This window comes from Parasphingorhabdus cellanae, assembly GCF_017498565.1.
Taxonomy (GTDB): domain Bacteria; phylum Pseudomonadota; class Alphaproteobacteria; order Sphingomonadales; family Sphingomonadaceae; genus Parasphingorhabdus; species Parasphingorhabdus cellanae.
The window spans coordinates 2,491,177-2,510,336 of record NZ_CP071794.1 but is presented as its reverse complement, the minus strand read 5'-3'; the positions used below and the strand labels follow the sequence as shown (position 1 = coordinate 2,510,336).

At 52.1% G+C, this 19,160-nt stretch carries 22 protein-coding genes, 1 tRNA gene and 2 pseudogenes; 6 read left to right on the top strand and 19 right to left on the bottom strand.

What is annotated here, in order from left to right:
• Nucleotide 1 precedes the first annotated feature (1 nt).
• The 8 genes from rplK to J4G78_RS12040 all read right to left on the bottom strand — a co-directional run bounded on the left by rplK (nt 2) and on the right by J4G78_RS12040 (nt 4,299).
• Complete coding sequence (gene rplK, locus J4G78_RS12075; protein ID WP_207986799.1) at nt 2-433, bottom strand: 50S ribosomal protein L11; 432 nt, start codon at nt 431-433, stop codon at nt 2-4.
• A 193-nt stretch (nt 434-626) separates the two neighbouring features.
• Nucleotides 627-1,160 (bottom strand): transcription termination/antitermination protein NusG, encoded by a 534-nt coding sequence (gene nusG / locus J4G78_RS12070; protein ID WP_109354997.1) that lies wholly within the window; start codon nt 1,158-1,160, stop codon nt 627-629.
• Between the two features lie 38 nt (nt 1,161-1,198).
• Nucleotides 1,199-1,402: a preprotein translocase subunit SecE gene (gene secE / locus J4G78_RS12065; protein ID WP_207986798.1), complete on the bottom strand. Its 204-nt coding sequence runs from the start codon at nt 1,400-1,402 to the stop codon at nt 1,199-1,201.
• Between the two features lie 145 nt (nt 1,403-1,547).
• Complete coding sequence (locus J4G78_RS12060; protein ID WP_207986797.1) at nt 1,548-2,123, bottom strand: DsbA family protein; 576 nt, start codon at nt 2,121-2,123, stop codon at nt 1,548-1,550.
• Entirely contained in the window at nt 2,117-2,809 is a 693-nt protein-coding gene (locus tag J4G78_RS12055) for a DsbA family protein (RefSeq protein WP_207986796.1), read from the bottom strand. The genes J4G78_RS12060 and J4G78_RS12055 overlap by 7 nt, the downstream gene beginning before the upstream one ends.
• Nucleotides 2,810-2,847: 38 nt before the next feature.
• Nucleotides 2,848-3,726 carry a phytanoyl-CoA dioxygenase family protein gene (locus tag J4G78_RS12050; protein WP_207986795.1) on the bottom strand — a complete coding sequence of 293 codons (879 nt, stop codon included), beginning with the start codon at nt 3,724-3,726 and terminating at the stop codon, nt 2,848-2,850.
• 77 nt (nt 3,727-3,803) lie between these two features.
• Nucleotides 3,804-4,193 carry a VOC family protein gene (locus J4G78_RS12045; protein WP_207986794.1) on the bottom strand — a complete coding sequence of 130 codons (390 nt, stop codon included), beginning with the start codon at nt 4,191-4,193 and terminating at the stop codon, nt 3,804-3,806.
• 30 nt (nt 4,194-4,223) lie between these two features.
• Nucleotides 4,224-4,299, bottom strand: a tRNA-Trp gene (locus J4G78_RS12040).
• Between the two features lie 254 nt (nt 4,300-4,553).
• Between J4G78_RS12040 and J4G78_RS12035 the strand changes: the two genes are divergently transcribed.
• Nucleotides 4,554-4,925, top strand: a complete 372-nt coding sequence (locus J4G78_RS12035; RefSeq protein ID WP_207986793.1) for a PilZ domain-containing protein — start codon at nt 4,554-4,556, stop codon at nt 4,923-4,925.
• A 179-nt stretch (nt 4,926-5,104) separates the two neighbouring features.
• On the top strand, nt 5,105-5,551 hold the full coding sequence (locus J4G78_RS12030; RefSeq protein WP_207986792.1) for a cupin domain-containing protein: 447 nt from the start codon (nt 5,105-5,107) through the stop codon (nt 5,549-5,551).
• A 15-nt stretch (nt 5,552-5,566) separates the two neighbouring features.
• Here J4G78_RS12030 and J4G78_RS12025 read toward each other — a convergent pair whose 3' ends face one another.
• The 4 genes and pseudogenes from J4G78_RS12025 to J4G78_RS12010 form a co-directional block, all read right to left on the bottom strand.
• Nucleotides 5,567-6,787 (bottom strand): aromatic ring-hydroxylating oxygenase subunit alpha, encoded by a 1,221-nt coding sequence (locus J4G78_RS12025; protein WP_207986791.1) that lies wholly within the window; start codon nt 6,785-6,787, stop codon nt 5,567-5,569.
• Between the two features lie 116 nt (nt 6,788-6,903).
• Nucleotides 6,904-7,251, bottom strand: a pseudogene (locus J4G78_RS12020) (YbaN family protein); the annotation flags it as partial.
• Nucleotides 7,252-7,320: 69 nt separating this feature from the next.
• A complete protein-coding gene (nhaA, locus tag J4G78_RS12015) occupies nt 7,321-8,502 on the bottom strand; it encodes a Na+/H+ antiporter NhaA (protein WP_207986790.1) in 1,182 nt (393 codons plus the stop codon).
• 144 nt (nt 8,503-8,646) lie between these two features.
• On the bottom strand, nt 8,647-8,814 hold the full coding sequence (locus J4G78_RS12010; protein ID WP_207986789.1) for a hypothetical protein: 168 nt from the start codon (nt 8,812-8,814) through the stop codon (nt 8,647-8,649).
• A 129-nt stretch (nt 8,815-8,943) separates the two neighbouring features.
• Here J4G78_RS12010 and J4G78_RS12005 point away from each other — a divergent pair, with 129 nt between their 5' ends.
• Together J4G78_RS12005 and aat are read left to right on the top strand one after the other, a co-directional pair.
• On the top strand, nt 8,944-9,867 hold the full coding sequence (locus J4G78_RS12005) for a hydrogen peroxide-inducible genes activator (RefSeq protein ID WP_207986788.1): 924 nt from the start codon (nt 8,944-8,946) through the stop codon (nt 9,865-9,867).
• A complete protein-coding gene (gene aat, locus J4G78_RS12000; protein ID WP_207986787.1) occupies nt 9,867-10,724 on the top strand; it encodes a leucyl/phenylalanyl-tRNA--protein transferase in 858 nt (285 codons plus the stop codon). The genes J4G78_RS12005 and aat overlap by 1 nt, the downstream gene beginning before the upstream one ends.
• A 35-nt stretch (nt 10,725-10,759) precedes the next feature.
• Here aat and J4G78_RS18175 read toward each other — a convergent pair.
• From J4G78_RS18175 to J4G78_RS11975, 5 genes and pseudogenes are all read right to left on the bottom strand, one after another.
• Nucleotides 10,760-11,011: pseudogene (locus J4G78_RS18175) on the bottom strand (DUF2155 domain-containing protein); the annotation flags it as partial.
• Between the two features lie 203 nt (nt 11,012-11,214).
• Nucleotides 11,215-11,616, bottom strand: a complete 402-nt coding sequence (locus J4G78_RS11990) for an NADH:ubiquinone oxidoreductase subunit NDUFA12 (protein ID WP_207986786.1) — start codon at nt 11,614-11,616, stop codon at nt 11,215-11,217.
• Between the two features lie 87 nt (nt 11,617-11,703).
• Nucleotides 11,704-12,213, bottom strand: a complete 510-nt coding sequence (locus tag J4G78_RS11985; protein ID WP_207986785.1) for a DUF192 domain-containing protein — start codon at nt 12,211-12,213, stop codon at nt 11,704-11,706.
• A 34-nt stretch (nt 12,214-12,247) separates the two neighbouring features.
• Nucleotides 12,248-12,871: a cold-shock protein gene (locus J4G78_RS11980; protein WP_207986784.1), complete on the bottom strand. Its 624-nt coding sequence runs from the start codon at nt 12,869-12,871 to the stop codon at nt 12,248-12,250.
• Between the two features lie 136 nt (nt 12,872-13,007).
• Nucleotides 13,008-13,541 (bottom strand): regulatory protein RecX, encoded by a 534-nt coding sequence (locus J4G78_RS11975; protein ID WP_207986783.1) that lies wholly within the window; start codon nt 13,539-13,541, stop codon nt 13,008-13,010.
• A gap of 171 nt (nt 13,542-13,712) precedes the next feature.
• Between J4G78_RS11975 and J4G78_RS11970 the strand changes: the two genes are divergently transcribed.
• Both J4G78_RS11970 and J4G78_RS11965 read left to right on the top strand, forming a co-directional pair.
• Nucleotides 13,713-15,443 carry a fatty acyl-AMP ligase gene (locus J4G78_RS11970; RefSeq protein WP_207986782.1) on the top strand — a complete coding sequence of 577 codons (1,731 nt, stop codon included), beginning with the start codon at nt 13,713-13,715 and terminating at the stop codon, nt 15,441-15,443.
• 96 nt (nt 15,444-15,539) lie between these two features.
• Nucleotides 15,540-17,912: a putative bifunctional diguanylate cyclase/phosphodiesterase gene (locus J4G78_RS11965; protein ID WP_243457074.1), complete on the top strand. Its 2,373-nt coding sequence runs from the start codon at nt 15,540-15,542 to the stop codon at nt 17,910-17,912.
• Nucleotides 17,913-17,927: 15 nt separating this feature from the next.
• Here J4G78_RS11965 and J4G78_RS11960 read toward each other — a convergent pair whose 3' ends face one another.
• Nucleotides 17,928-18,659, bottom strand: coding sequence for a ParA family protein (locus J4G78_RS11960; protein ID WP_207986781.1), 732 nt, complete (start codon nt 18,657-18,659; stop codon nt 17,928-17,930).
• A gap of 50 nt (nt 18,660-18,709) precedes the next feature.
• The gene (arsC, locus tag J4G78_RS11955; protein ID WP_207986780.1) at nt 18,710-19,060 is read right to left on the bottom strand and encodes an arsenate reductase (glutaredoxin); all 351 of its coding nucleotides are present in this window, start codon (nt 19,058-19,060) and stop codon (nt 18,710-18,712) included.
• Nucleotides 19,061-19,160 lie beyond the last annotated feature (100 nt).

Here is a 19,160-nt window from a genome sequence, read left to right as displayed (position 1 = left end):
CTTATCCCTCCACCACGTCGATGCCCATCGAACGGGCACTACCCGCGATGATTTTTACCGCTTGATCAATGTCATTGGCGTTCAGATCCGCCATTTTCATCTCGGCAATTTCTTTCAGCTGCGATGTTTTAATCGTGCCGCCGGAAACCTTGCCAGGTTCGCTGGAACCTTTTTTCAGCTTGGCAATCTTCTTGATGAAGAAGCTGGCTGGTGGTGATTTGGTTTCAAAGGTGAAGCTGCGATCCGCATAGACCGTAATCTTGGTCGGGATCGGTGCGCCTTTTTCCATCTTGTCTGTAGCCGCATTAAACGCCTTACAGAATTCCATGATGTTAACGCCGCGCTGACCCAGTGCTGGGCCGATTGGCGGGGATGGATTTGCAATACCGGCAGGTACTTGCAAATTGATGTAGCCATCAATTTTTTTAGCCATTTGGCTGTCCTTTCATTCTATCGGTCCTTCGACAAGCTCAGGATGAGCGGGTCTATGGATCCTCAAATTAAGCGGTCAAACAGATGATCCGAAGATCATCCTCCCGCGTTGGTGTCCTGGCGGCAAAGCCGCCGGGGGTAATCCAGTGGCTAAAAGCCGCTGGGGTTTATCCGGTGGCAAGCCACCAAATCTCTTATTTCGCGACTTCAACCTGCTCGAAATCAAGCTCGACAGGGGTCGCGCGGCCAAAGATCGATACGGATACTTTGACGCGGTTTTTCTCAAAATCCAGTTCTTCGACAATACCGTTGAAGCTGGCGAAGGGGCCGTCCAGAACCTTAATTTGGTCGCCAATTTCGTAGTTGACGGTGATCCGCTGTTTCGGCGCGTTGGCGGCTTCCTCTTTGGTGTTGAGTATGCGTGCTGCCTCGGCCTCACTAATCGCCTGCGGCTTGGTGGTGCCCAGAAAACCGGTCACTTTCGGCTGATCCTTGACCAAGTGATACACATCATCGGTCATTTGCAGCTTGGCAAGCACATAGCCGGGGAAGAATTTCCGCTCCGACTGGACTTTCTTGCCGCGACGGACTTCCGTAACGGTTTCGGTCGGGACCTCGATTTCCTCGACCAGCTGGGTCAGACCCAGACGCTTGGCATCCGCCTCAATGGCTTCTTTGACTTTATGCTCAAAGCCTGAATAAGCGTGAATGATATACCAGCGTGCCATCTATAAATAACCTGTTCTAATTTGCGTTTCGCGAGGGTTTAACCGCCCTTAGCGAGATTAAGGAGCCAACCAACGACACCGTTGAAAACCGAATCGATGGCGAGGAAAAACAGCGCCAAGATCGTGGTCATAATCAACACCATGATCGCGGTGCGGACCGTGTCGGGCCATGTCGGCCACACAACTTTGCTGTTTTCGGCGCGGACTTGCCGCATAAATTCGCCGGGATTGACTTTCGCCATGGTTCGATTCCTAAATTTCTATTTCCCCAAACCCGGCATAAACTCCGGGTGTCAGTCTGTCGACTGGGATCGGATATATGCATGATTTCGGAAAGCACCAGCCCTTTAGCCGGTGATTCCCGATTCCGCAAGAAAAGAGTGGGATTTAGTCGCCCTGCTCTGCCGCGATAAGCGACCTTATCCATGGCAGATGTTCGCGGCCGAGAAAAAGCTGGTCCGCTATCAGATAAGAGGGTGTCTCAAAAATTCCCGATTCTTCGGCTTTGGATCGAATGGAGGCCATTTCTGCTTTTGCTTTTTGCCAGTCGGGACCGTCGATACCGACTGATCGTAGCAGTGTTTCTACCACAGCTTCATCAGCCAAGTCCGCCTGCTTGCTCCAGTACGCTGTAAAGGCGGCTCGGATGAACGGCACAGGATCACCTTCCATAACAGCCAGGGCTGCCAACGCGGCATCCGACCCGGCTGGCGTATCGGCAAAATGCATGTTCCGCCCTTGCACCGCCGCATAGTGCAAATGAACATCCCGCTGGGCCGCCGCACGGACGCGACGATGACGCTCACCGACCGTTTCCTCATCCTGCTCCACCGGAACAGAAAAAGGCCGCACCGAGAATGGGCGCCAGTCAATGGATATGCCGGTTTCCCGGGCCAATTCCAATGTTGGCTCTAGCGCCAGATAGGACGCCGCCGATTTGAAATCGATGTAGAGAGTCAGCATGGTTGTGCCTCATGATCATCAATCTCATAGGCAATATCCGGCGCGGGCCCTTCCCGGCCCTGCAAATGCCAGCGCACATAGGGCAGGTGCTCGCGGCCAAACAGGATGGTGCCGTCAATCACATAAGTTGGCACACCATATATGCCACTGGGGTGCAGCTGTGGCTGAAGCTTGTCATGTTCTGCGCGACCTTCGCCTCGCGCAAATTCGGCAAACCCGCTCGAATCGATTCCGGCCTTTTCCAAACAGGCCTCGACCACAGCCATGTCTTCAATATCGAGCTCTCGTCGCCAGAACGGCGGATAGACCGCTTCGAAATAATCACCCAGCCGATCCCGTGCCGTCTGCATGACCCACAAAATACCGATATTGGGAATGGATGAATCCCAGATCTTCTCGGTGCCTTTCAGCATAAATCTCTGCCGCTCGGCATAGCGGCGCGCATCGCGATAGGCATATTTGACCCAACTCCACTGGCTGGTGCTGCGGGTGCTTTCGACGACCTTGCCCTCTTTTTTGCGCGCTGAACCGAGATAGCTTGGGATATCGAGCGTTAATGGCCGCCAGTCAAAGCGCATCCCGAGCGACTTCTCCAGTGCCAGCGTTGGCCGGATCGCGGCAAAGGCATAGGGGCTCTTGATGTCAACATAGACGATCAGCGGTGCGTCACTCTCCAAGGCCTTCACACAGTATCTCCTTGGGTCATGAATGATGAGAGATCAGTTTAACTGGCCAAAGCCCGGCCCGGGTGCATGCCATCGACATAGCCCATGAAAGGCTCGTGGATGGAATAGCCAAGCAACTCTTGCGCGCGTTTCGGCAAGGCTGCCGCTTTCTCTGGCGGTACTGCCAATAACATGGTCTCCAATGGCCGCATCCAGCCCGGGCAATATTGCGGCGTTACGATCAACCGCGAGCTGTCCGAACGGTTGGCACCGCCACGATGCCATAAATTCCCTTTGGCAATCATCAAGGAGCCAGCGGGCATGACCGCCTTTACCGCGTCCGGATGCGCGCCGGGGTCATCAACATCCTCCAGCAGAGATTTGTTAGAAAAATGAGACGATTCATTCGCGCCCTCTGGTTTCACCGGTCCCCATTTATGGCTGCCTGGAATAACCTCGGTCGCGCCATTGTCTTCGGTCATCGCATCGATGGTCCAGAAGGTGCTGACACCGAGCGCCTTGCGCGGCATTTTCTGGCGGCAATGGTCATCGTCCATATGCCAAGGCTGCACGGTTTCGCCAGGATGCAAATTAATCGCAAGGCAAGCAGAGAGCAGACAGGATCCACCCAATTCGCGTTCTGCAAATGCGAGCTGCAAGGGGTGCGTGATAAGATCCGCAAATATCGGATCCTTGCCCAGCATGGCGTAAATACGGTTCGATTGCACGCCTTCAAACACGTTCCGCCCGCGAATATCCGCTTCGATAAAGGGTTCTAGCGCTGCGCGTTGCTCCGCCACTTCGTCCGCAGGCATGATTCCGGGGAAAATCACATAGCCGTTGGCCTCATATTCTTCCCAGCATTGTTCGAAACTTCTGCCGCCCAAATAGGGTTCCAGTGCGGCCTCTTCTGCCGCCGCTATTTTCTGTTCCATCATGGGTGAATTATGGCAGAAAACGGCGATTCAAGCAATTTTTGGCGGTGACGCTACGGCATTGCTAATGACGGACTTTGCTAGTGCCGTTCGATCAGGTCCCATTTGTTGCCGAATGGATCACGAAAAACGACCACCTTGCCGTAGCTTTCGACTCGGGGCTCCTCGATAATGTCAACGCCAGCCCGTTCCATGAGCGCAAAATCCGTGTCGAAATCATAGGTTTCGAGAAACAGGAAGACCCGGTTCCCGGCTTGCTCGCCAATTACTTCTTCCTGTGCCTCATTGCTAGCTTTTGCGAGCAATAACCGCGTTTCCGTGCTTCCCGGAGGTGCCACCAGAACCCAGCGCTTATCTTCCGAAAGCTCTGTATCTTCAATAAGATCAAAGCCCATTAGCCCGACATAGAAAGATATAGCCTGATCATAATCCGGCACCACCAGTGAAATAGCGGAAATAAATTGCGTCATATATTCAAGCCGCCATATTTTGGAGAAAAGTGGCAGGGGCGCACGGGATCGAACCGTGGGCCTTCGGTTTTGGAGACCGACGCTCTACCATCTGAGCTACACCCCTACACAGGCCGGTCAATTCCAGTCTGAATCAACCAATGGCCGCGCATTAGCGTTATGTGCGGTCAAGAGCAAGCGTCATTGTGCACCTCCTGCAAACAGCGTGCCTGCGGCCTTCAAAATCGCAATCATAGTTAATTTTTTTAGAATCCTGTTTACCGAGCGAAAGAAGAGGTGGTTTACCCGCCCGTGGGAAAAGCGGTCGGTCGGTGCACACCCAAGTATCGACAAGTGGTTGTCACTACGAAGGAGTTTCCTATGGCAAATGCACAAACCCAAAATACCAAGATGCCGCCCACTTTGACGCCTTATACATTCGCAGCCGAAGAAGATCGCTGCGCGCCGCGGCACCAAGTGGCTATACCTGCAAAAATGCGTTTTTCAGGTTCAAGCAGCTTTGACACCGAGGTCGCGAATATCTCACTGGCCGGATTTGCCTGTGATGCATTATTGCAGGTCCATCCCGGTACAAGATGCTGGCTGACTCTGCCAGGCCTGGCACCGCTTGAGGCGGAAGTTATTCATCGTAGCAATTTCGGGCTTGGCTGTGCGTTGAAGACCATGCTTAACCCGGCTGTGCTGGACCGCTATATTGCTGCCTATCCGGCTCGTTCAGCGATCCCGATCTAAACCGTTCCCCCGGCGCGCCTGCGCTGCTATATCCTTCTCCAAACTGGTCCGGAGAATGATATGACTGATGCCTCCCCACGAATAAAGGCTCAGAAACAGCAGGCGATAAACCCGAGCCGCTGAAAGTCCTGCGCATCTTCCGCAAAGAAGATGCGCAGGACTTTGGCGATGCCGGGCATATGTCTTATGTCGACGATGCACCGGTCATTCTAGATGGCCTGACCAAAATGGGCGAGGCAGGCGTAGCCGATGGTTATAAAGGCACCTGTCTGTTTAGCGGCTTTGGTTTCTCGCTTCATCATTTCTGGTTCAAGCCGGGCTACCCGCTGCCGCTGCACAGCCATGACAGCGATTGCCTCTATTATGTCATCGCTGGCGACATCCGCATGGGCACCGAAGACATGGGGCCTGGCGACGGCTTTTTCCTGCCCGCCGAAACTCCCTATACCTATACAATTGGCGATAAAGGCGTTGAAATCTTGGAATTCCGGACCGCGGAAGATTTCAACATCCAGTTTAAAGGCAAGACCGAAGCCTATTGGGAGAAGATGCTGGAAAAGTTGCGCAGCGAAAGGCCAAAATGGCAAAAAGCCCTTCCGCCGAGCAGAGATTTCCGTAACGCCTGACTATGCAGCGCCTGATTATTCAGCCGCCTGCAATTGCGGAGCGAACATGGCGTCTAGCTCTTCATCATCGGCGTTGATCAAACGGTCTACCCATTGATGGAAGACTTGTCCGCCGCCTTCATTGCGGCCAAACCAGACTTTATCCATCAGACCGGATTGCAACGATTCATGCTGCCTTTTACCAGTCTTGTAATCTTCTTCCGCGACTACGGTTTCCAGAAAGGCAAACTGTTCATGCGCGCCCTGCCGAACAGCTTCGTCCGTCGGTTCATGCTCCATCACATAAAACTGAGTGGTAAAGCTTTCGCCGACAGTTTTGCCCGGAAAGAGCTGAGAAATCATCGCACCGCGGCCACCGCCGCCATAAAAGCTGGCGATCGAAATATGCGGGAAGATCGTCCACACGCCCTGTAGTAATGCATCGATTGGCCAGTCTTTTTCATCCGTTTCGGTGAGGTCAAGCTGCTCATCACTGCCAGTTTTCTGGATGAATTTCGATGGGGCCGATAGCCGTTGATGCGGTCCCCATGCAAAATAATTGGCTTGATTGAAAAAATCAGCACCGAAAGTGTCTTTGTGGAGCACTGGCAGATGGTAGAAATCGAGATAACCATCATAAGCGGTTTTCCAGTTCGGCCCCGGAATCGTGCGTTGATCGAACAAGTGCCATGTCTTGAACCCAAAATGCTCCAACAGCGCATCATAGCCGCATAGATAAGACGCAATATCGAGCGTGCTTTTGGGGTCCAGCGTCGCCCAGATCAGTCCTGCCCGCTCGAGTGTGGGAAATTTCTTCAGGCAGAAAGCGGCTTTATCGACCGTGCCGAAGTCCTTAGGAGACGCGACCGCCAGCAAATCGCCGTTATTTTTAAAGGTCCATCCGTGATAGCCGCAGGTAAAACGAGACGCCTTGCCGCTGCCCTGTGCCACAGGGTTACCGCGATGCGTGCAGCTGTTCAAAAATGCTTGCGCAGTGCCGTCTTTCTGACGCGTGATAAGAACCGGTATTCCGGCAATATCCATAGCTTTGTAACAGCCGGGCTCCGGTAATTCGCAGGATGGTGCGACCATGAGTGGCAGGCGTTTGAAAATACGTTCTTTTTCTCGTTCAAAACGATCTTCGTCCGTATAATCGGAAGCCGGGACGGCCACCACATCGTCCACCAGTTCCATTGTTCCGGCTTCGCCATGCTCCACCAATGAACGGGTCATTTCGAGTAATTTTTGCCGTGACATGTCTCTCTCCAGATTTTCTCGAAGAATAGCAAAAGCCAGCGGTAATCAAACTATTCTTTATGCGGAGACTCGTCTTCCTCACTTACATCTACCACTGCTTGTGGTAACATATCGGGCTCATTGCGCGTCCATATCCAAGTGCCGCCAATGAGCGCAGCAGCAATCGGGATCAGGTTCCATGGCAATTTCACAAATATCAATGCAACAATGATACTGACAGCAAATGCGACTAAAGCGGCGCGCTTGCCGCGCTTTGTGATCGCCCGTCCTTCACGCCAATTGCGGATATGGGGGCCAAAAACATTATGGTCCAACAACCAGGCTTCCAACCTGGGACTGCTACGCGCAAAACAGAAGGCGGCGAGTATCATGAAGGGCACTGTTGGCAACAGCGGCAAGACGATACCAATGCTGCCTAAAGCCAATGCGGTAAAGCCGCCTGCAAGATAAAAATGCCTCTTCACAGCGCGCGATATCATCTATCGCGGCGTGCTAAGCAATCTATTTCCCGTCAAAATGCCGGACCTGATTTTTTATTTCACAGTTTTGGTTGATGATCCAGCAAACCGCAAGATCAAATATCCAAGGACACCGGATACCAAAGACCCGCTGATTACGCCCAGTTTGACAGTTTCAATCTGCGCCGGATCAACAAACGCAAGATTACCGATGAACAGACTCATCGTGAAACCAATACCGGTGAGACAAGCCAAGCCATAAAGCTGTGTCCAAGAGACTTCGCTCGGCCGGCGAACGAGACCAATTTTCGCAGCGATGAACATGAAGCCAAACACACCAATTTGTTTACCGATTACCAGGCCAGCAGCAATACCAAGCGCTAGCGGCGCAAACAGATCGCTGATTTGCAAGCCAGCCAGAGAGACACCAGCATTGGCAAAGGCAAAAATCGGCAGCACCATGAAGGCTGTCCACGGGTGCAATATATGCTCAAGATGCTTGAGCGGAGAGGTGCCATCTTTCGCATTAAGCGGAATGGATAGCGCCGCGATGACCCCGGCCAGGGTCGCATGAACACCCGATTTCAGAACACAAATCCACAGGAACGTGCCAACGAGAATATAGGGTGCGACACGAACCACACCAAGCCGGTTCATCAAAATCAGCACCACGATTCCAACGGCTGATAGCATCAACGAGAAACTCGATACTTCGGCCGTGTAGAATAAAGCGATTATGATGATCGCGCCTATATCATCGATAATTGCGATGGCGAGCAACAGGATTTTCAAAGACAGCGGCGCATGTTTGCCGAGCAGTGCAAGCACGCCTAATGCAAAGGCAATATCAGTCGCTGCTGGAATTGCCCAACCGTTGATATTGGCCGCGATATTCCAGTTAAAATAGAGGAAAACTGCTGCGGGAACCGCCATGCCGCCTATCGCAGCAATGGCCGGCAAAGAAGCCTTGTCGACGCTCGACAGCTGGCCTTCCACGACCTCTCTTTTTACTTCCAGGCCAACCAAGAAAAAGAAGATCGCCATTAGGCCGTCATTAATCCACAGAGATAGCGGCTTTGCGATTTCAAGCGCGCCAAACTGGACCACGACCGGGATGTTCAGAAATGCCAGATAATAGGGATTAAAGGCGCTATTAATCGCAATCATAGCGAGGAGCGCGGCGACAAATAGAACAATGCCAGCACTAGTTTCGCGGGCAAGAAATTCCGCTAGCGCCGAGCGCACTTTTACAACCATGATAATGCTTTCAATTGAATGTTGATAGACAGCCGAACGACTTTACTATCTGTGAATGATGAAAACCCAAAGACAAAAATGGGGCAGCAGCGGAAAGAGGGAAAGCTGCCGCCCCAGTTTGGGGGAGGGTAAAAAGATAGTCGTTTATATAGGCTGGCGCTCGGGGCCACGCCGCAAACAGGCAATCTGATTTTTCAATTTCAGCCGCAATCGTTTCATATCGTGGATTTTGGCTCTATCTATCCTGGCTTGTGAAATCTGCTTGTCGAGTTTGCGATGTTTGCGGATCAGACTGTTCAGATATTTTTTCATGTCCTTGCCTCGTTTTCTATCGTCTTTGTTGTCGTTGAGCTTGATATTGCAGAAAGTTGGTGATACTTCCAATCGAATGAAAATTGAATATTCAATAGATAACATCTATAATTAAAAAGGTATTCCCCTATGCCAACTTTACGTCAGTTCCAATATCTTGTCGCGGTTGCCGACCACCGGCATTTTGGGCGGGCGGCACAAGCTGCCGGTGCTTCCCAACCCACGCTCAGTCATCAGCTACGAGCCCTTGAATCACGGCTCGGTGTGACTCTGGTCGAGCGTCGCACTCATGGCGCGGAATTATCGCCTATTGGTCGCGAGATTGCGGAGCGCGCCAGACAAGTGCTTGTACAGGTAAAGGATATTCGCGACCTTGCCGAGCGGGCGAGTGAGAGCCTGGCCGGCACATTACGTTTCGGCGTATCGCCCACGCTCGGGCCCTATCTGATGCCGCCGGTGATTGCGGCTCTCCACCGCGCCCAACCTGATCTGCGTTTTTACATGCGGGAAGGAATCCCAGATCTACAGGCGATGGAATTGGTCAAGGGCGCGATTGACATGCTGCTCGGTCCTTTGCCGATTGAAGGGGAAAATCTGGCGATAGAACCTTTGTTCCGTGAGCCTTTGATAATGGTTGCACCTCCGGACCATCCACTGGCAACACAAAAGAAAATCTCCAAGGCCGATCTCTATAATGCACCAGTACTCAGCCTTGATCGGCGGCACCATCTACACAGGGATGTCGCTGAACAGTGCCGCAAGCACGGTATGCACCTGTTACAGGATTATGAAGGGACCAGCCTTGACAGCGTGCGCCAGATGGTTGCCTCAGGCCTTGGCTTGGCAATATTACCGGCACTATATGTCCGTTCCGAGTTAGCGCATGGCGGCGATGTAGCGCAGCTTCAAATCGAAGACTGGTCCGCTTCTCGCAGTATCGGTATCGCATGGCGAAGTGGGGCGGGCTTTGCCGACGAATATATGACTGTCGCGCAGCGGATCGCTGACGAGGCGAAAATTTTGCTGAGCAATACCGTCAACCAGGATCATTAATGGCGATTGAGCTTGAACTATTACTAAAAGCCTACGCATCCGGTATCTTCCCGATGGCCGATGCGCGCGACGATCCTGAGACTTTTTGGGTGGAACCAAAAACCAGAGCGATATTACCGCTCGACGGTTTTCGCATGTCGCGCTCGCTGCGCAAGACTATCCGGTCCGGTCGTTTCGAGGTAACCGCCGACACTGCTTTTGAAGACGTCATAGCGATTTGCGCGGAGTCTGCGAGCGATCGCCGCGAAACCTGGATCAATAAAGATATCGAAGAGGCATTTTGCCGACTTCATCAACGCGGACATGCGCATAGTGTGGAATGCTGGTCAATGGATGAACATGGCACAAAAGCGCTTGTCGGCGGACTTTATGGTCTCGTCATCGGGGGCGCCTTTTGCGGAGAGAGCATGTTTTCCCGTGCCCGTGATGCATCGAAAGTCGCGCTCGCTTGGCTGGTCGCCCGGCTAATCGTTGGGCGTTTCGCTTTACTGGATTGTCAGTTTATGACCGATCATCTGGCTTCACTCGGTGCGATCGAAATTAGCCAGCAAGAATATCTGGAACAGCTACGTGCCGCCCAAGACTATCACTCGCCCGCATTTTCGGCAATTAAATCACCTATCGGGTCAGACGACTCAACTGGTGGTGTTTCAGGAACAGGGCGCACAGTTGTTGGTGCCGGCTCCGGTACTGGCTCAACAGCATTTGTTGCCGCCCCATCATTCGCGGCACTGGACGTGCTGTTAGCGACATTGGAAGACGAAGATGCTCGCGGCGCTGTGGGATTGGAAGCGTCGGGAGGCGGCGCTTCTTCGCCTGCAAAGCTCATCGCGCAGCTTTTGACCCAGACATCGTAAATCGGATGTTCTACCACATTCAGCGATGGTGATTCGCGAAACAACCATCCGGAAAAAACTGTTTCCCACTTGTCATCGCCTTGCCGCGTAGCCGGACGAGCGTTTACCAGCAACTGAACAAAAGCCCCTTGCTCCGGCGTCAGTTCCCAAGGAGCCGTGCGTTCGCAGGCGCGCAGACGGACAACTGCACGACCGATGCGGATCGACTGACCAGGCTTTAATTCCAAATCTCGAGTCAGGCCATTGCGCTTGTTCAAAAAGCCCAATGTCGCGATACGCTCTGTCATTGGTGTGCCAATTTGCTCGGTCAATGGTTGTATCAGCTCCTCATCATCGGTTGCCGCCACCTCCGCTTTTTCAGCAGGCTGTCCGCTATTCTCATCGTCAATATCATCACCACCAAACAGCCCACAGCCGGACAGCAGCAATGCACTTGCCAATATCGGAAAAAGTCGGTTTTGACGGATCACAAAGAAGCGATGGGTTACCATCATTCAGCTTCGGCCGGGTTCCAAGGTTCGTAGTCGCCGGTTGCGCTGGCCCGCTTGCCGCCAGCCTCTAATGCTCCAGCCGGGCGATAAGCGTTGGCCGTACCGGTCAAATTACCGGTTGGCTCTTTCTCCCAAATACGGGGTTGCGGCAAATGACTTTCCGGAATTTCGTCAAAACTCTTATGAAGCCAGCCATGCCATTCAGGTGATACGCGGCTTGAGTCATTCGCCCCCGAATAGATCACCCAACGCTTATCACCATCTTTATCGAGATTTTTGGTCTGGTAATAGACGTTCCCAAAAACATCCTCGCCCACAGATTTACCCTTGCGCACGCTGAACCAAGAAGTGCCGATAGTAGCACCGTCCCACCAAGTAAAAATTTTGCCTAATATTCCCATGCTTGTCCGCTTAGCGTCACCGATAGGGGGTCTGCAATTAAAAAATGTCTTGAAATATGGGATGCAACGTCGTGCCGATCGCTATTGCTACCATTCTACTTTATCACCAGCTGAAATCCCCAACTCAGCGGCTCGTCCGCCAGCCAGTTCCAGAACCGCAGCAACCGGTTCACCTGACCGTACAGGGTCGAGCGAATAGGGAGTGGTATTGGCCGCAATAGATTCAATCGTGCCATCACTGCGGACAAAGATAATATCGAGTGGTATCACGGTATTTTTCATCCAGAAGCTCGCCATACGCTCTTGGACGAACGGAAAGATCATGCCTCGATCCGGCGCCAGCTCGGTACGAAACATCAAACCGCGAGCCTGTTCTTGGCTTGTCTTAGCCAGCTCAACGGTGAAGCTATGCGTCTCGGTACCAGACGTAACTGTCAATGGGATCAACCTAAGTCCGGCTTCCGAAAGCTTGCTTTCCTCCCTTTGGCTTTGCGATGCTTTACCATCAGTATTGCCAGCCTGCGCATAACAACCAGTTAGTCCCGTGGAGGATAACAGCAGGGCAGGCCAAAGGGCATATTTGAAAAATCCGGTCATTGACAGGTGCTCTTCATGCGGGTTTTTTGCTCAGCTATTCGGCGGCTGGGGCTATGCTGATCTGTGCCGCCATGTGGCCGCGATCACCATCATCGATGCGAACCAGAACATGTTGCCCCGGCATGATTTCAGCAATACCGGCATTGCGCAGCGTTTCCATATGGACGAAAATATCACCATCCAGACCATTTGCAACGAGGAAGCCGTAGCCTTTTGCACGGTTGAACCATTTCACCTCAGCCTCAACAAAGGCCGCGGCATTTTCCACCGTTTGAAAGGATTTGCGCCTGGTCTCGGGGGCAGGTTCATGAATGAGCTGCTCGCAATTGGATTCATCAATATCAAGGATTTTCGTAGCCTGAAGGCCTTTGGCGGCATCAACATATTCACAACGGACCAGAGCCATTTCTGGCAAATCTCGTCGGCCTAGTGGTTCCAGGACTGTCCAATGTACCAAAATATCCTGACCATGCTCAAGGTCGTCGCCTTGATGTTGTTCAAGATCAGGAATGATGAAGCCAAAGCCGCGATGAGAATCAAACCATTTCACATGGCCGACAGCCTGCAAAGCTGGCTTAGCCTGCTCTTGTTCGCCTTCCACTACGTCATTGGTCGAACCGTCATCGGCTCTGGCGGGTTCCGCATATAAACTTGCCACAACACATCTCCGAACACACTATCCGAATCATGGGTCCTTCAACCAAAAAGAATCGGGGAATTTCTATATAACATATTAAATATAAACTGGCGATTCTTGTTGTGATCAGAAGATTTTAACTCAAAAAACGGGTCTTCTAAATCTCTACTTCAACATCTTCTCCCGGCTTTGCAAAGACAAAACGGGATGCAATATCGAAACCATGGCCGGCTCTCAAAAACGCCTGCAGTTGTTTGCGGCATTTGTCTTGATCGGCTTGCTCTTGTGCAAAAGGACCAATTGATTTCTTGCGTGCATAGGTTCTTGCTGCTTCCCATTTCTTGGCATCACTAAGATCAAGGGCCTGCTGGTCGTCGCCTTCTTGTATTCCGGCCTGATATAAAGCTTGGGTAACTCGTCTTTTTCCATAACCCCGGTTGATCAACGCCACCGCTCGGTTTTTGGCAAATAGCGCGTCATCAATATAGCCAAGCTCTACAAAGCGCTCCACTATCGCTTCGACGTCAGCTGGCCGGTCTTCGGACCAGTCCCGTTCACGTAATTTGCGGAAAAGATAGGATTTTAATTTATGCCGGGTCGTTGCATAGCGGCTGACATAGCGTAGCGCGAGTTCCTGCAGGCTATTTTGGTCCAACGGTCTACCGCTATTTTTCAACGCTTTGCCTCTCATTCAGAACCACTGCCCTTTTTGTGCCACAGTAGAGCCGAAATTTAAACGCCAGTTGCAATCATTAAAGCTTGTTTAGGGTTAAGACAGCCGAATATCTCTCAAAATTCGGCTGAATATCTGGGAAAATGACGATTTGTAAGAAGGCTGGACCTTCTGGAAAATGGATTTTGTATGACTGAGCTTACACCAACCCCAACCGCAGACGATCTCCCCCGCCGTTTCGCCGATTTTGAAACGGTTGGCGAAGCATTGGACTATGCGGCTGAAGGCCAACGGGGATTTAACTTTCATGATGCGCGCGCTTCGCTTGTGCGGGTATATCCTTTTAAAGAGCTGCAGGTTGATGCAATGGCCGCTGCGCGCCGTTTAATTGGCTTTGGGGTAAAACCGGGCGACCGGATTGCGCTGATCGCCGATACAGAACCGCAATTTTGTGCATTATTCTTTGGCGCGATCTATGCTGGTGCCTGGCCAGTTCCACTGCCGCTACCAACCTCTTTCGGGGGTAAAGACAGTTATATCGATCAAATCGGTGTCCAGCTAGACAGCTGTGACCCGGCAATTTTGCTTTATCCCGATGAGATTGAAGAACTCGCCGCAGCTGCTGGTCAGTCGCGCAAAATTCCGGTTTTCGGCTGGGATAAATTTGCGGACAATGACATTCCTGATTGCGCGTTACCACCTGCAAAGAGCAGCGACATCGCCTATTTGCAATATTCCAGCGGTTCGACCCGCTTTCCACATGGCGTGGCCGTGTCCCACAAAGCTTTGCTTCACAATGTCGGATCACATTCCTATGGCATGAACGTAGGTGAGGACGATCGCTGTGTATCGTGGCTACCTTTCTACCATGACATGGGTCTAGTTGGTTGTTTCATCTCGATGGTCTGCAATCAGGTTTCCACGGATTATTTGAAAACGTCCGATTTCGCGCGTCGGCCATTGTCATGGCTCGACCTGATTTCGCGGAACCCCGGCACGTCCTGCAGCTTTTCGCCAACATTTGGCTATGAGATATGTGCCCGCCGTATTGGCAGCCAGTCGAACGTAGCGGAACGCTTTGACCTTTCCCGTTGGCGCTTGGCTGGCAATGGCGCGGACATGATCCGCCCAGATGTGATGCAGCGTTTTACCGATGCCTTTGCACCAGCAAAATTTGACGCCAAAGCCTTTCTGCCAAGCTACGGTCTCGCCGAAGCTACATTGGCCGTGACCATCATGCCGCCAGGCGAAGGCATGGAAGTGGAATTGGTGGAAGAAACCGAACTATCCGGTGAAAAACAAGCCGATGGCAGCCGTCCCAAACGTTATCGCGCGATTGTCAATTGCGGTAAACCGGTGCGCGATACGCTACTGGAGATTCGCGAAGAAGACGGCCGCCTGTTGCCGGAAAAAGCTGTCGGCAAAGTCTGGATGAAAAGCCCGTCCATCATGGAATGCTATTATCGTGATCCGGAAGCGACCGATGCTTGTCTGATCGATGGTTGGCTTGATACCGGAGACATGGGCTATCTGTCCGACGGATATCTGTATATAGTTGGCCGCGCCAAAGACATGATCATTATTAATGGCAAAAATCATTGGCCTCAGGATATCGAATGGGCCGTAGAGCAATTGCCAGGATTCAAGGCCGGAGACATTGCCGCTTTTGCAATAACAACGCCGGGTGGGGATGAGACACCGGCCGTTTTGGTCCAATGCCGAACATCGGATGAGATTGAGAGATTGCGTTTGCGTGATGAAATTCGCGAAAAGGTTCGTGCGATCACCGGCATGAACTGCGTGATCGAATTGGTCCCGCCGCGGACGTTGCCGCGCACGAGTTCGGGCAAACTCAGCCGAGCTAAGGCACGCAACCTTTATCTTTCCGGTGATATTCAACCTTATGATGTAGCTGCGTAAAATCAGCGAGTAAGAACGTTAATATCTATTAACCATGATTCGAAAAAACGGACACACGCTTACTTTTCGATAAGGTTTTCCGCGTAGGGGGAAACCGTGAAAGAAAAACTGTCATCATCATCGGGCTTACCCCAAGATATACCTGCGAGCGTCTTGCTTGGGATTTCCGATCCTGAAGGCATAGACTGGGGCCGCATCCGCGTGCTGCAGTTTGAGGGCATGCACCAAAACGGCTTCATCAAGATGATCGGGTCGATCACCTGCGGGCTATTGGCAGTTCAATTTTGTATTGGCCAAGTTAATTGGCTATTGCTTGGTGCTTGGACTCTCGCCGTGTTTGGCTTGTATGTTTACAGCTACATCAAAGCACGTAAAGAGGCTGTCTGGGAGCGCAAGAGCATCTCTCGGCGTGAAAATATCGACGTCATTTTAACATCTCTCGCTGGCGGACTATTATGGTCCATTGCCGTTGTCTTGTTTGGGCCGTCCGGTGATCTAAACACAATGGTTGGCATATGGGCGTTGGTTTTATGTCTGATGGTGGGTTCCGCCATGCTCATGTCAGCTGTACCTTTGGCAAGCATAGTCTTCATCGGAATGTGCGGCCTGTCGTCGGCTTTCGGCTGGTATCTGATCAATGGCTATCAAATGGCGATGGCATCTGCAGCGATTGCGATGCTGCTTATAGCGTCCTGCTTGATGAATGGGCGCTCGTTCATAAATCGGAAAATTGCGGAGGCAAATCTCAACGAGAAGAAGGAGGTTGTAAGCCTTCTTTTGCGTGAATTTGAAGATACCGGTGCCGATTGGTTATGGCAGACAGACACATCGCGCCGCCTGTCCCATGTATCCCCGCGCTTTGCGCATGCCGTTGGTCGAACGGCAGAGGACATCGAGGGGCGACCGTTCCTGCAACTGGTCGCCGGCCAGGCTTGGGATTCCGGCAAGTTTCCGCCTGCTCTGCATGAGTTGGCCGAAAAACTGAAACGGCGCGACAGTTTCAGCAACATGCTGGTTCCTGTCATGATCAATGACGTAACCCGTTGGTGGGAAATCTCTGCGTCGCCCAAACTTGATGAAAATGGTGCTTTTCATGGGTTTCGCGGCGTTGGTTCGGACGTAACTGAACAGCGCGAATCTGCCGATAAAATTTCGCATATGGCCCGCTTCGACACGCTAACCGGTCTGCCCAACCGGCTTCAACTGACCGAGACGCTCGGCAAGGCACAGCAGGATTCCGACAAATGGAATGGACGCTGCGGTTTCATGATGATCGACCTCGACCGGTTCAAGGCGGTTAATGATACGCTGGGCCATCCCGTCGGTGATCGATTGCTCGCCCGTGTATCGGAACGGCTGCGCTCAATCATGACCGACAATGAACTTTGTGGACGTCTTGGCGGCGACGAATTTGCCATTGTCATCAAGGACGCCAGCGATTCCCAATATATGGACATGCTCGGCAAGAAAATTATCGACACCCTGTCTCGCCCTTATGAGGTCGACCAGCATACGCTCTATATCGGCGCCAGTGTGGGCACTGCTATTGGTCCGCGCGATGGTCGCACGGTCGAAATGTTGATGCGTAGCGCCGATCTCGCGCTTTACCGCTCCAAGGATCAAGGCGGCGGTGCACATAATCAATATGAACCGAAACTGCATGTCCATGCAGAGGAGCGCCGGGTCATGGAAATTGCCTTGCGCAAGGCGCTGGACAATGACGAGTTCTCGCTCAACTATCAGCCAGTGGTGAGTGCGGATACAGGCGGCGTCATGGGCTTTGAAGCTCTCTTGCGCTGGACGAATCCGGAATTCGGGATTGTTTCTCCTGCAAAATTTATCCCGCTCGCAGAAGATGCGCGACTAATTGTACCGATTGGCGAATGGGTCATGCGGACGGCTTGTAAAGAAGCGATGAAATGGCCAGCGACGGTCAAGATAGCGGTGAACGTTTCGGCCGATCAGCTGACCGACCCCAGTTTTCTCGATATGGTTGTGTCAGCGCTTCATGATAGCGAGTTGCCAGCCCAGCGGCTGGAAATAGAAGTGACAGAAAGCATCTTCATGCGTGAAGGTACCGGCGCCACGCAGGTCCTCGATCAGATTATCGGGTTGGGGATCAATCTCTCCCTGGATGATTTTGGCACTGGCTATAGTTCGCTGGGCTATTTGCGCAAAACCCGCTTCTCGACGATTAAGGTGGATCGCAGCTTTGTGCAGGGTGCAGCCAAGAAAGTACCGGAAAGCCTGGCGATCATTCGTGCCGTGGTAGCGATGGCTGATAGTCTGGGTATGACGACAACAGCCGAAGGCGCGGAAACCGAAGAGGAGGTCAAGATGATCCAGAAACTCGGCTGCAGCAAAATCCAGGGCTATTATTTTGGGCGGCCAATGGCATCCCATGATGCATTGGAGCTGTTCAAAGACCATAACCCTGACACCCTGAAAATTGATGACCGGGCTGCGTAAACTGACGCTGGCTATTTATAATTTGGACAGCTTCTTTTCTATCCCACGCCAAATCTTCGCATAGGCAAGCGCAGCAGGACTGTGCGGCGCAAATTCGCCAACCGGCTTTTTAATCCGGGTCATCCGTTCGACATCACTCGACATGGGGATGGTCGGCCATTTTGGCTTTTTGGCCAGCGTTTCTTTATGAATCGTACGGCGACGATCAACCATATTATATACTGGCAGCAAAGGCGCATGTTTGCGGCGCCGGGAATCAAGGAACATCTGCACATCAGTCAAGGCGCGTTCTGACAAAGGAGACGGGATAACCGGTACGATTACCAGATCAGCATTGCGCAAAATCTGTTCGCTGGTTTCAGTAAGACCGGGCGGACAGTCGAGAATGATGCGATCATAATCATTTTTCAGGCCGCGCAAAATTTTGCCCATATGCTTTTTCTTGTTGAGTTCGAAAAAGAAACGATCGAGGCCACGTAACGATATATCAGCTGCTAGCAGGTCGATATTCTCGATCTTGGTCGGCTTGATCAATTTGGCCGGTTTAATATCACCAGCGATCATGGCCCGAGCCCGGTCTTTCTTGTGTCGATCACCATTGAGAATGAAAGACGCAGCGCCTTGCGGATCAATGTCCCACACCAAAGTTTTGCGCGATGAATGAGACGCACTATTCCAAGCGAGATTGACGGCAGTGCAGCTTTTCCCGACGCCGCCCTTCATGCTGTAAATTGCAATAACGGCCATATTGGTGTCCGATAGGGGTAAATAAATTCAGTCGCTACAGTTCAGGGCTGTTAGATGATTTCCTGCACTAGGTCTTGCGGTCGGCATAACCGAACCCCTTTTTCCGTTTCAACCAGTGGCCGGTTAATCAGGATCGGCTCAGTCGCCATGGCGTCCAGTATCTGGTCGGCCGTCGCGTCATCATCTGTAAGTCCCATCTCTTCAGCGGGCGAACCACGAACTCTTAAGCCTTCTTGTGGGGTCATTCCAGCGTCCCGGTAGAGCTGTTTCAGCTTGGCACGGCTCGGCGGGCTTTTCAGATATTCAACAACGGTCACGTCAACACCGGGTGCCTCTTCGAGCAGAACTAGAGTCTTACGGGACGTACCGCATTTTGGGTTGTGCCAGATGGTCGCTTTCATTGCTTTCTCCATAGAAACTTACTGTTGCTAGAAAACATCATCATTTTCCAACTGCAAGGAAAATCTCTATTTTCCATATTTTTCATTGCTTGTGCGAATC

Bases quoted from the DNA above. Each gene is read 5' to 3' on its own strand.
- rplK (WP_207986799.1), bottom strand. From the start codon at position 433: ATGGCTAAAAAAATTGATGGCTACATCAATTTGCAAGTACCTGCCGGT.
- nusG (WP_109354997.1), bottom strand. From the start codon at position 1,160: ATGGCACGCTGGTATATCATTCACGCTTATTCAGGCTTTGAGCATAAA.
- secE (WP_207986798.1), bottom strand. From the start codon at position 1,402: ATGGCGAAAGTCAATCCCGGCGAATTTATGCGGCAAGTCCGCGCCGAA.
- J4G78_RS12060 (WP_207986797.1), bottom strand. From the start codon at position 2,123: ATGCTGACTCTCTACATCGATTTCAAATCGGCGGCGTCCTATCTGGCG.
- J4G78_RS12050 (WP_207986795.1), bottom strand. From the start codon at position 3,726: ATGATGGAACAGAAAATAGCGGCGGCAGAAGAGGCCGCACTGGAACCC.
- J4G78_RS12045 (WP_207986794.1), bottom strand. From the start codon at position 4,193: ATGACGCAATTTATTTCCGCTATTTCACTGGTGGTGCCGGATTATGAT.
- J4G78_RS12035 (WP_207986793.1), top strand. From the start codon at position 4,554: ATGGCAAATGCACAAACCCAAAATACCAAGATGCCGCCCACTTTGACG.
- J4G78_RS12030 (WP_207986792.1), top strand. From the start codon at position 5,105: ATGTCTTATGTCGACGATGCACCGGTCATTCTAGATGGCCTGACCAAA.
- J4G78_RS12025 (WP_207986791.1), bottom strand. From the start codon at position 6,787: ATGTCACGGCAAAAATTACTCGAAATGACCCGTTCATTGGTGGAGCAT.
- nhaA (WP_207986790.1), bottom strand. From the start codon at position 8,502: ATGGTTGTAAAAGTGCGCTCGGCGCTAGCGGAATTTCTTGCCCGCGAA.
- J4G78_RS12010 (WP_207986789.1), bottom strand. From the start codon at position 8,814: ATGAAAAAATATCTGAACAGTCTGATCCGCAAACATCGCAAACTCGAC.
- J4G78_RS12005 (WP_207986788.1), top strand. From the start codon at position 8,944: ATGCCAACTTTACGTCAGTTCCAATATCTTGTCGCGGTTGCCGACCAC.
- aat (WP_207986787.1), top strand. From the start codon at position 9,867: ATGGCGATTGAGCTTGAACTATTACTAAAAGCCTACGCATCCGGTATC.
- J4G78_RS11990 (WP_207986786.1), bottom strand. From the start codon at position 11,616: ATGGGAATATTAGGCAAAATTTTTACTTGGTGGGACGGTGCTACTATC.
- J4G78_RS11985 (WP_207986785.1), bottom strand. From the start codon at position 12,213: ATGACCGGATTTTTCAAATATGCCCTTTGGCCTGCCCTGCTGTTATCC.
- J4G78_RS11975 (WP_207986783.1), bottom strand. From the start codon at position 13,541: ATGAGAGGCAAAGCGTTGAAAAATAGCGGTAGACCGTTGGACCAAAAT.
- J4G78_RS11970 (WP_207986782.1), top strand. From the start codon at position 13,713: ATGACTGAGCTTACACCAACCCCAACCGCAGACGATCTCCCCCGCCGT.
- J4G78_RS11960 (WP_207986781.1), bottom strand. From the start codon at position 18,659: ATGGCCGTTATTGCAATTTACAGCATGAAGGGCGGCGTCGGGAAAAGC.
- arsC (WP_207986780.1), bottom strand. From the start codon at position 19,060: ATGAAAGCGACCATCTGGCACAACCCAAAATGCGGTACGTCCCGTAAG.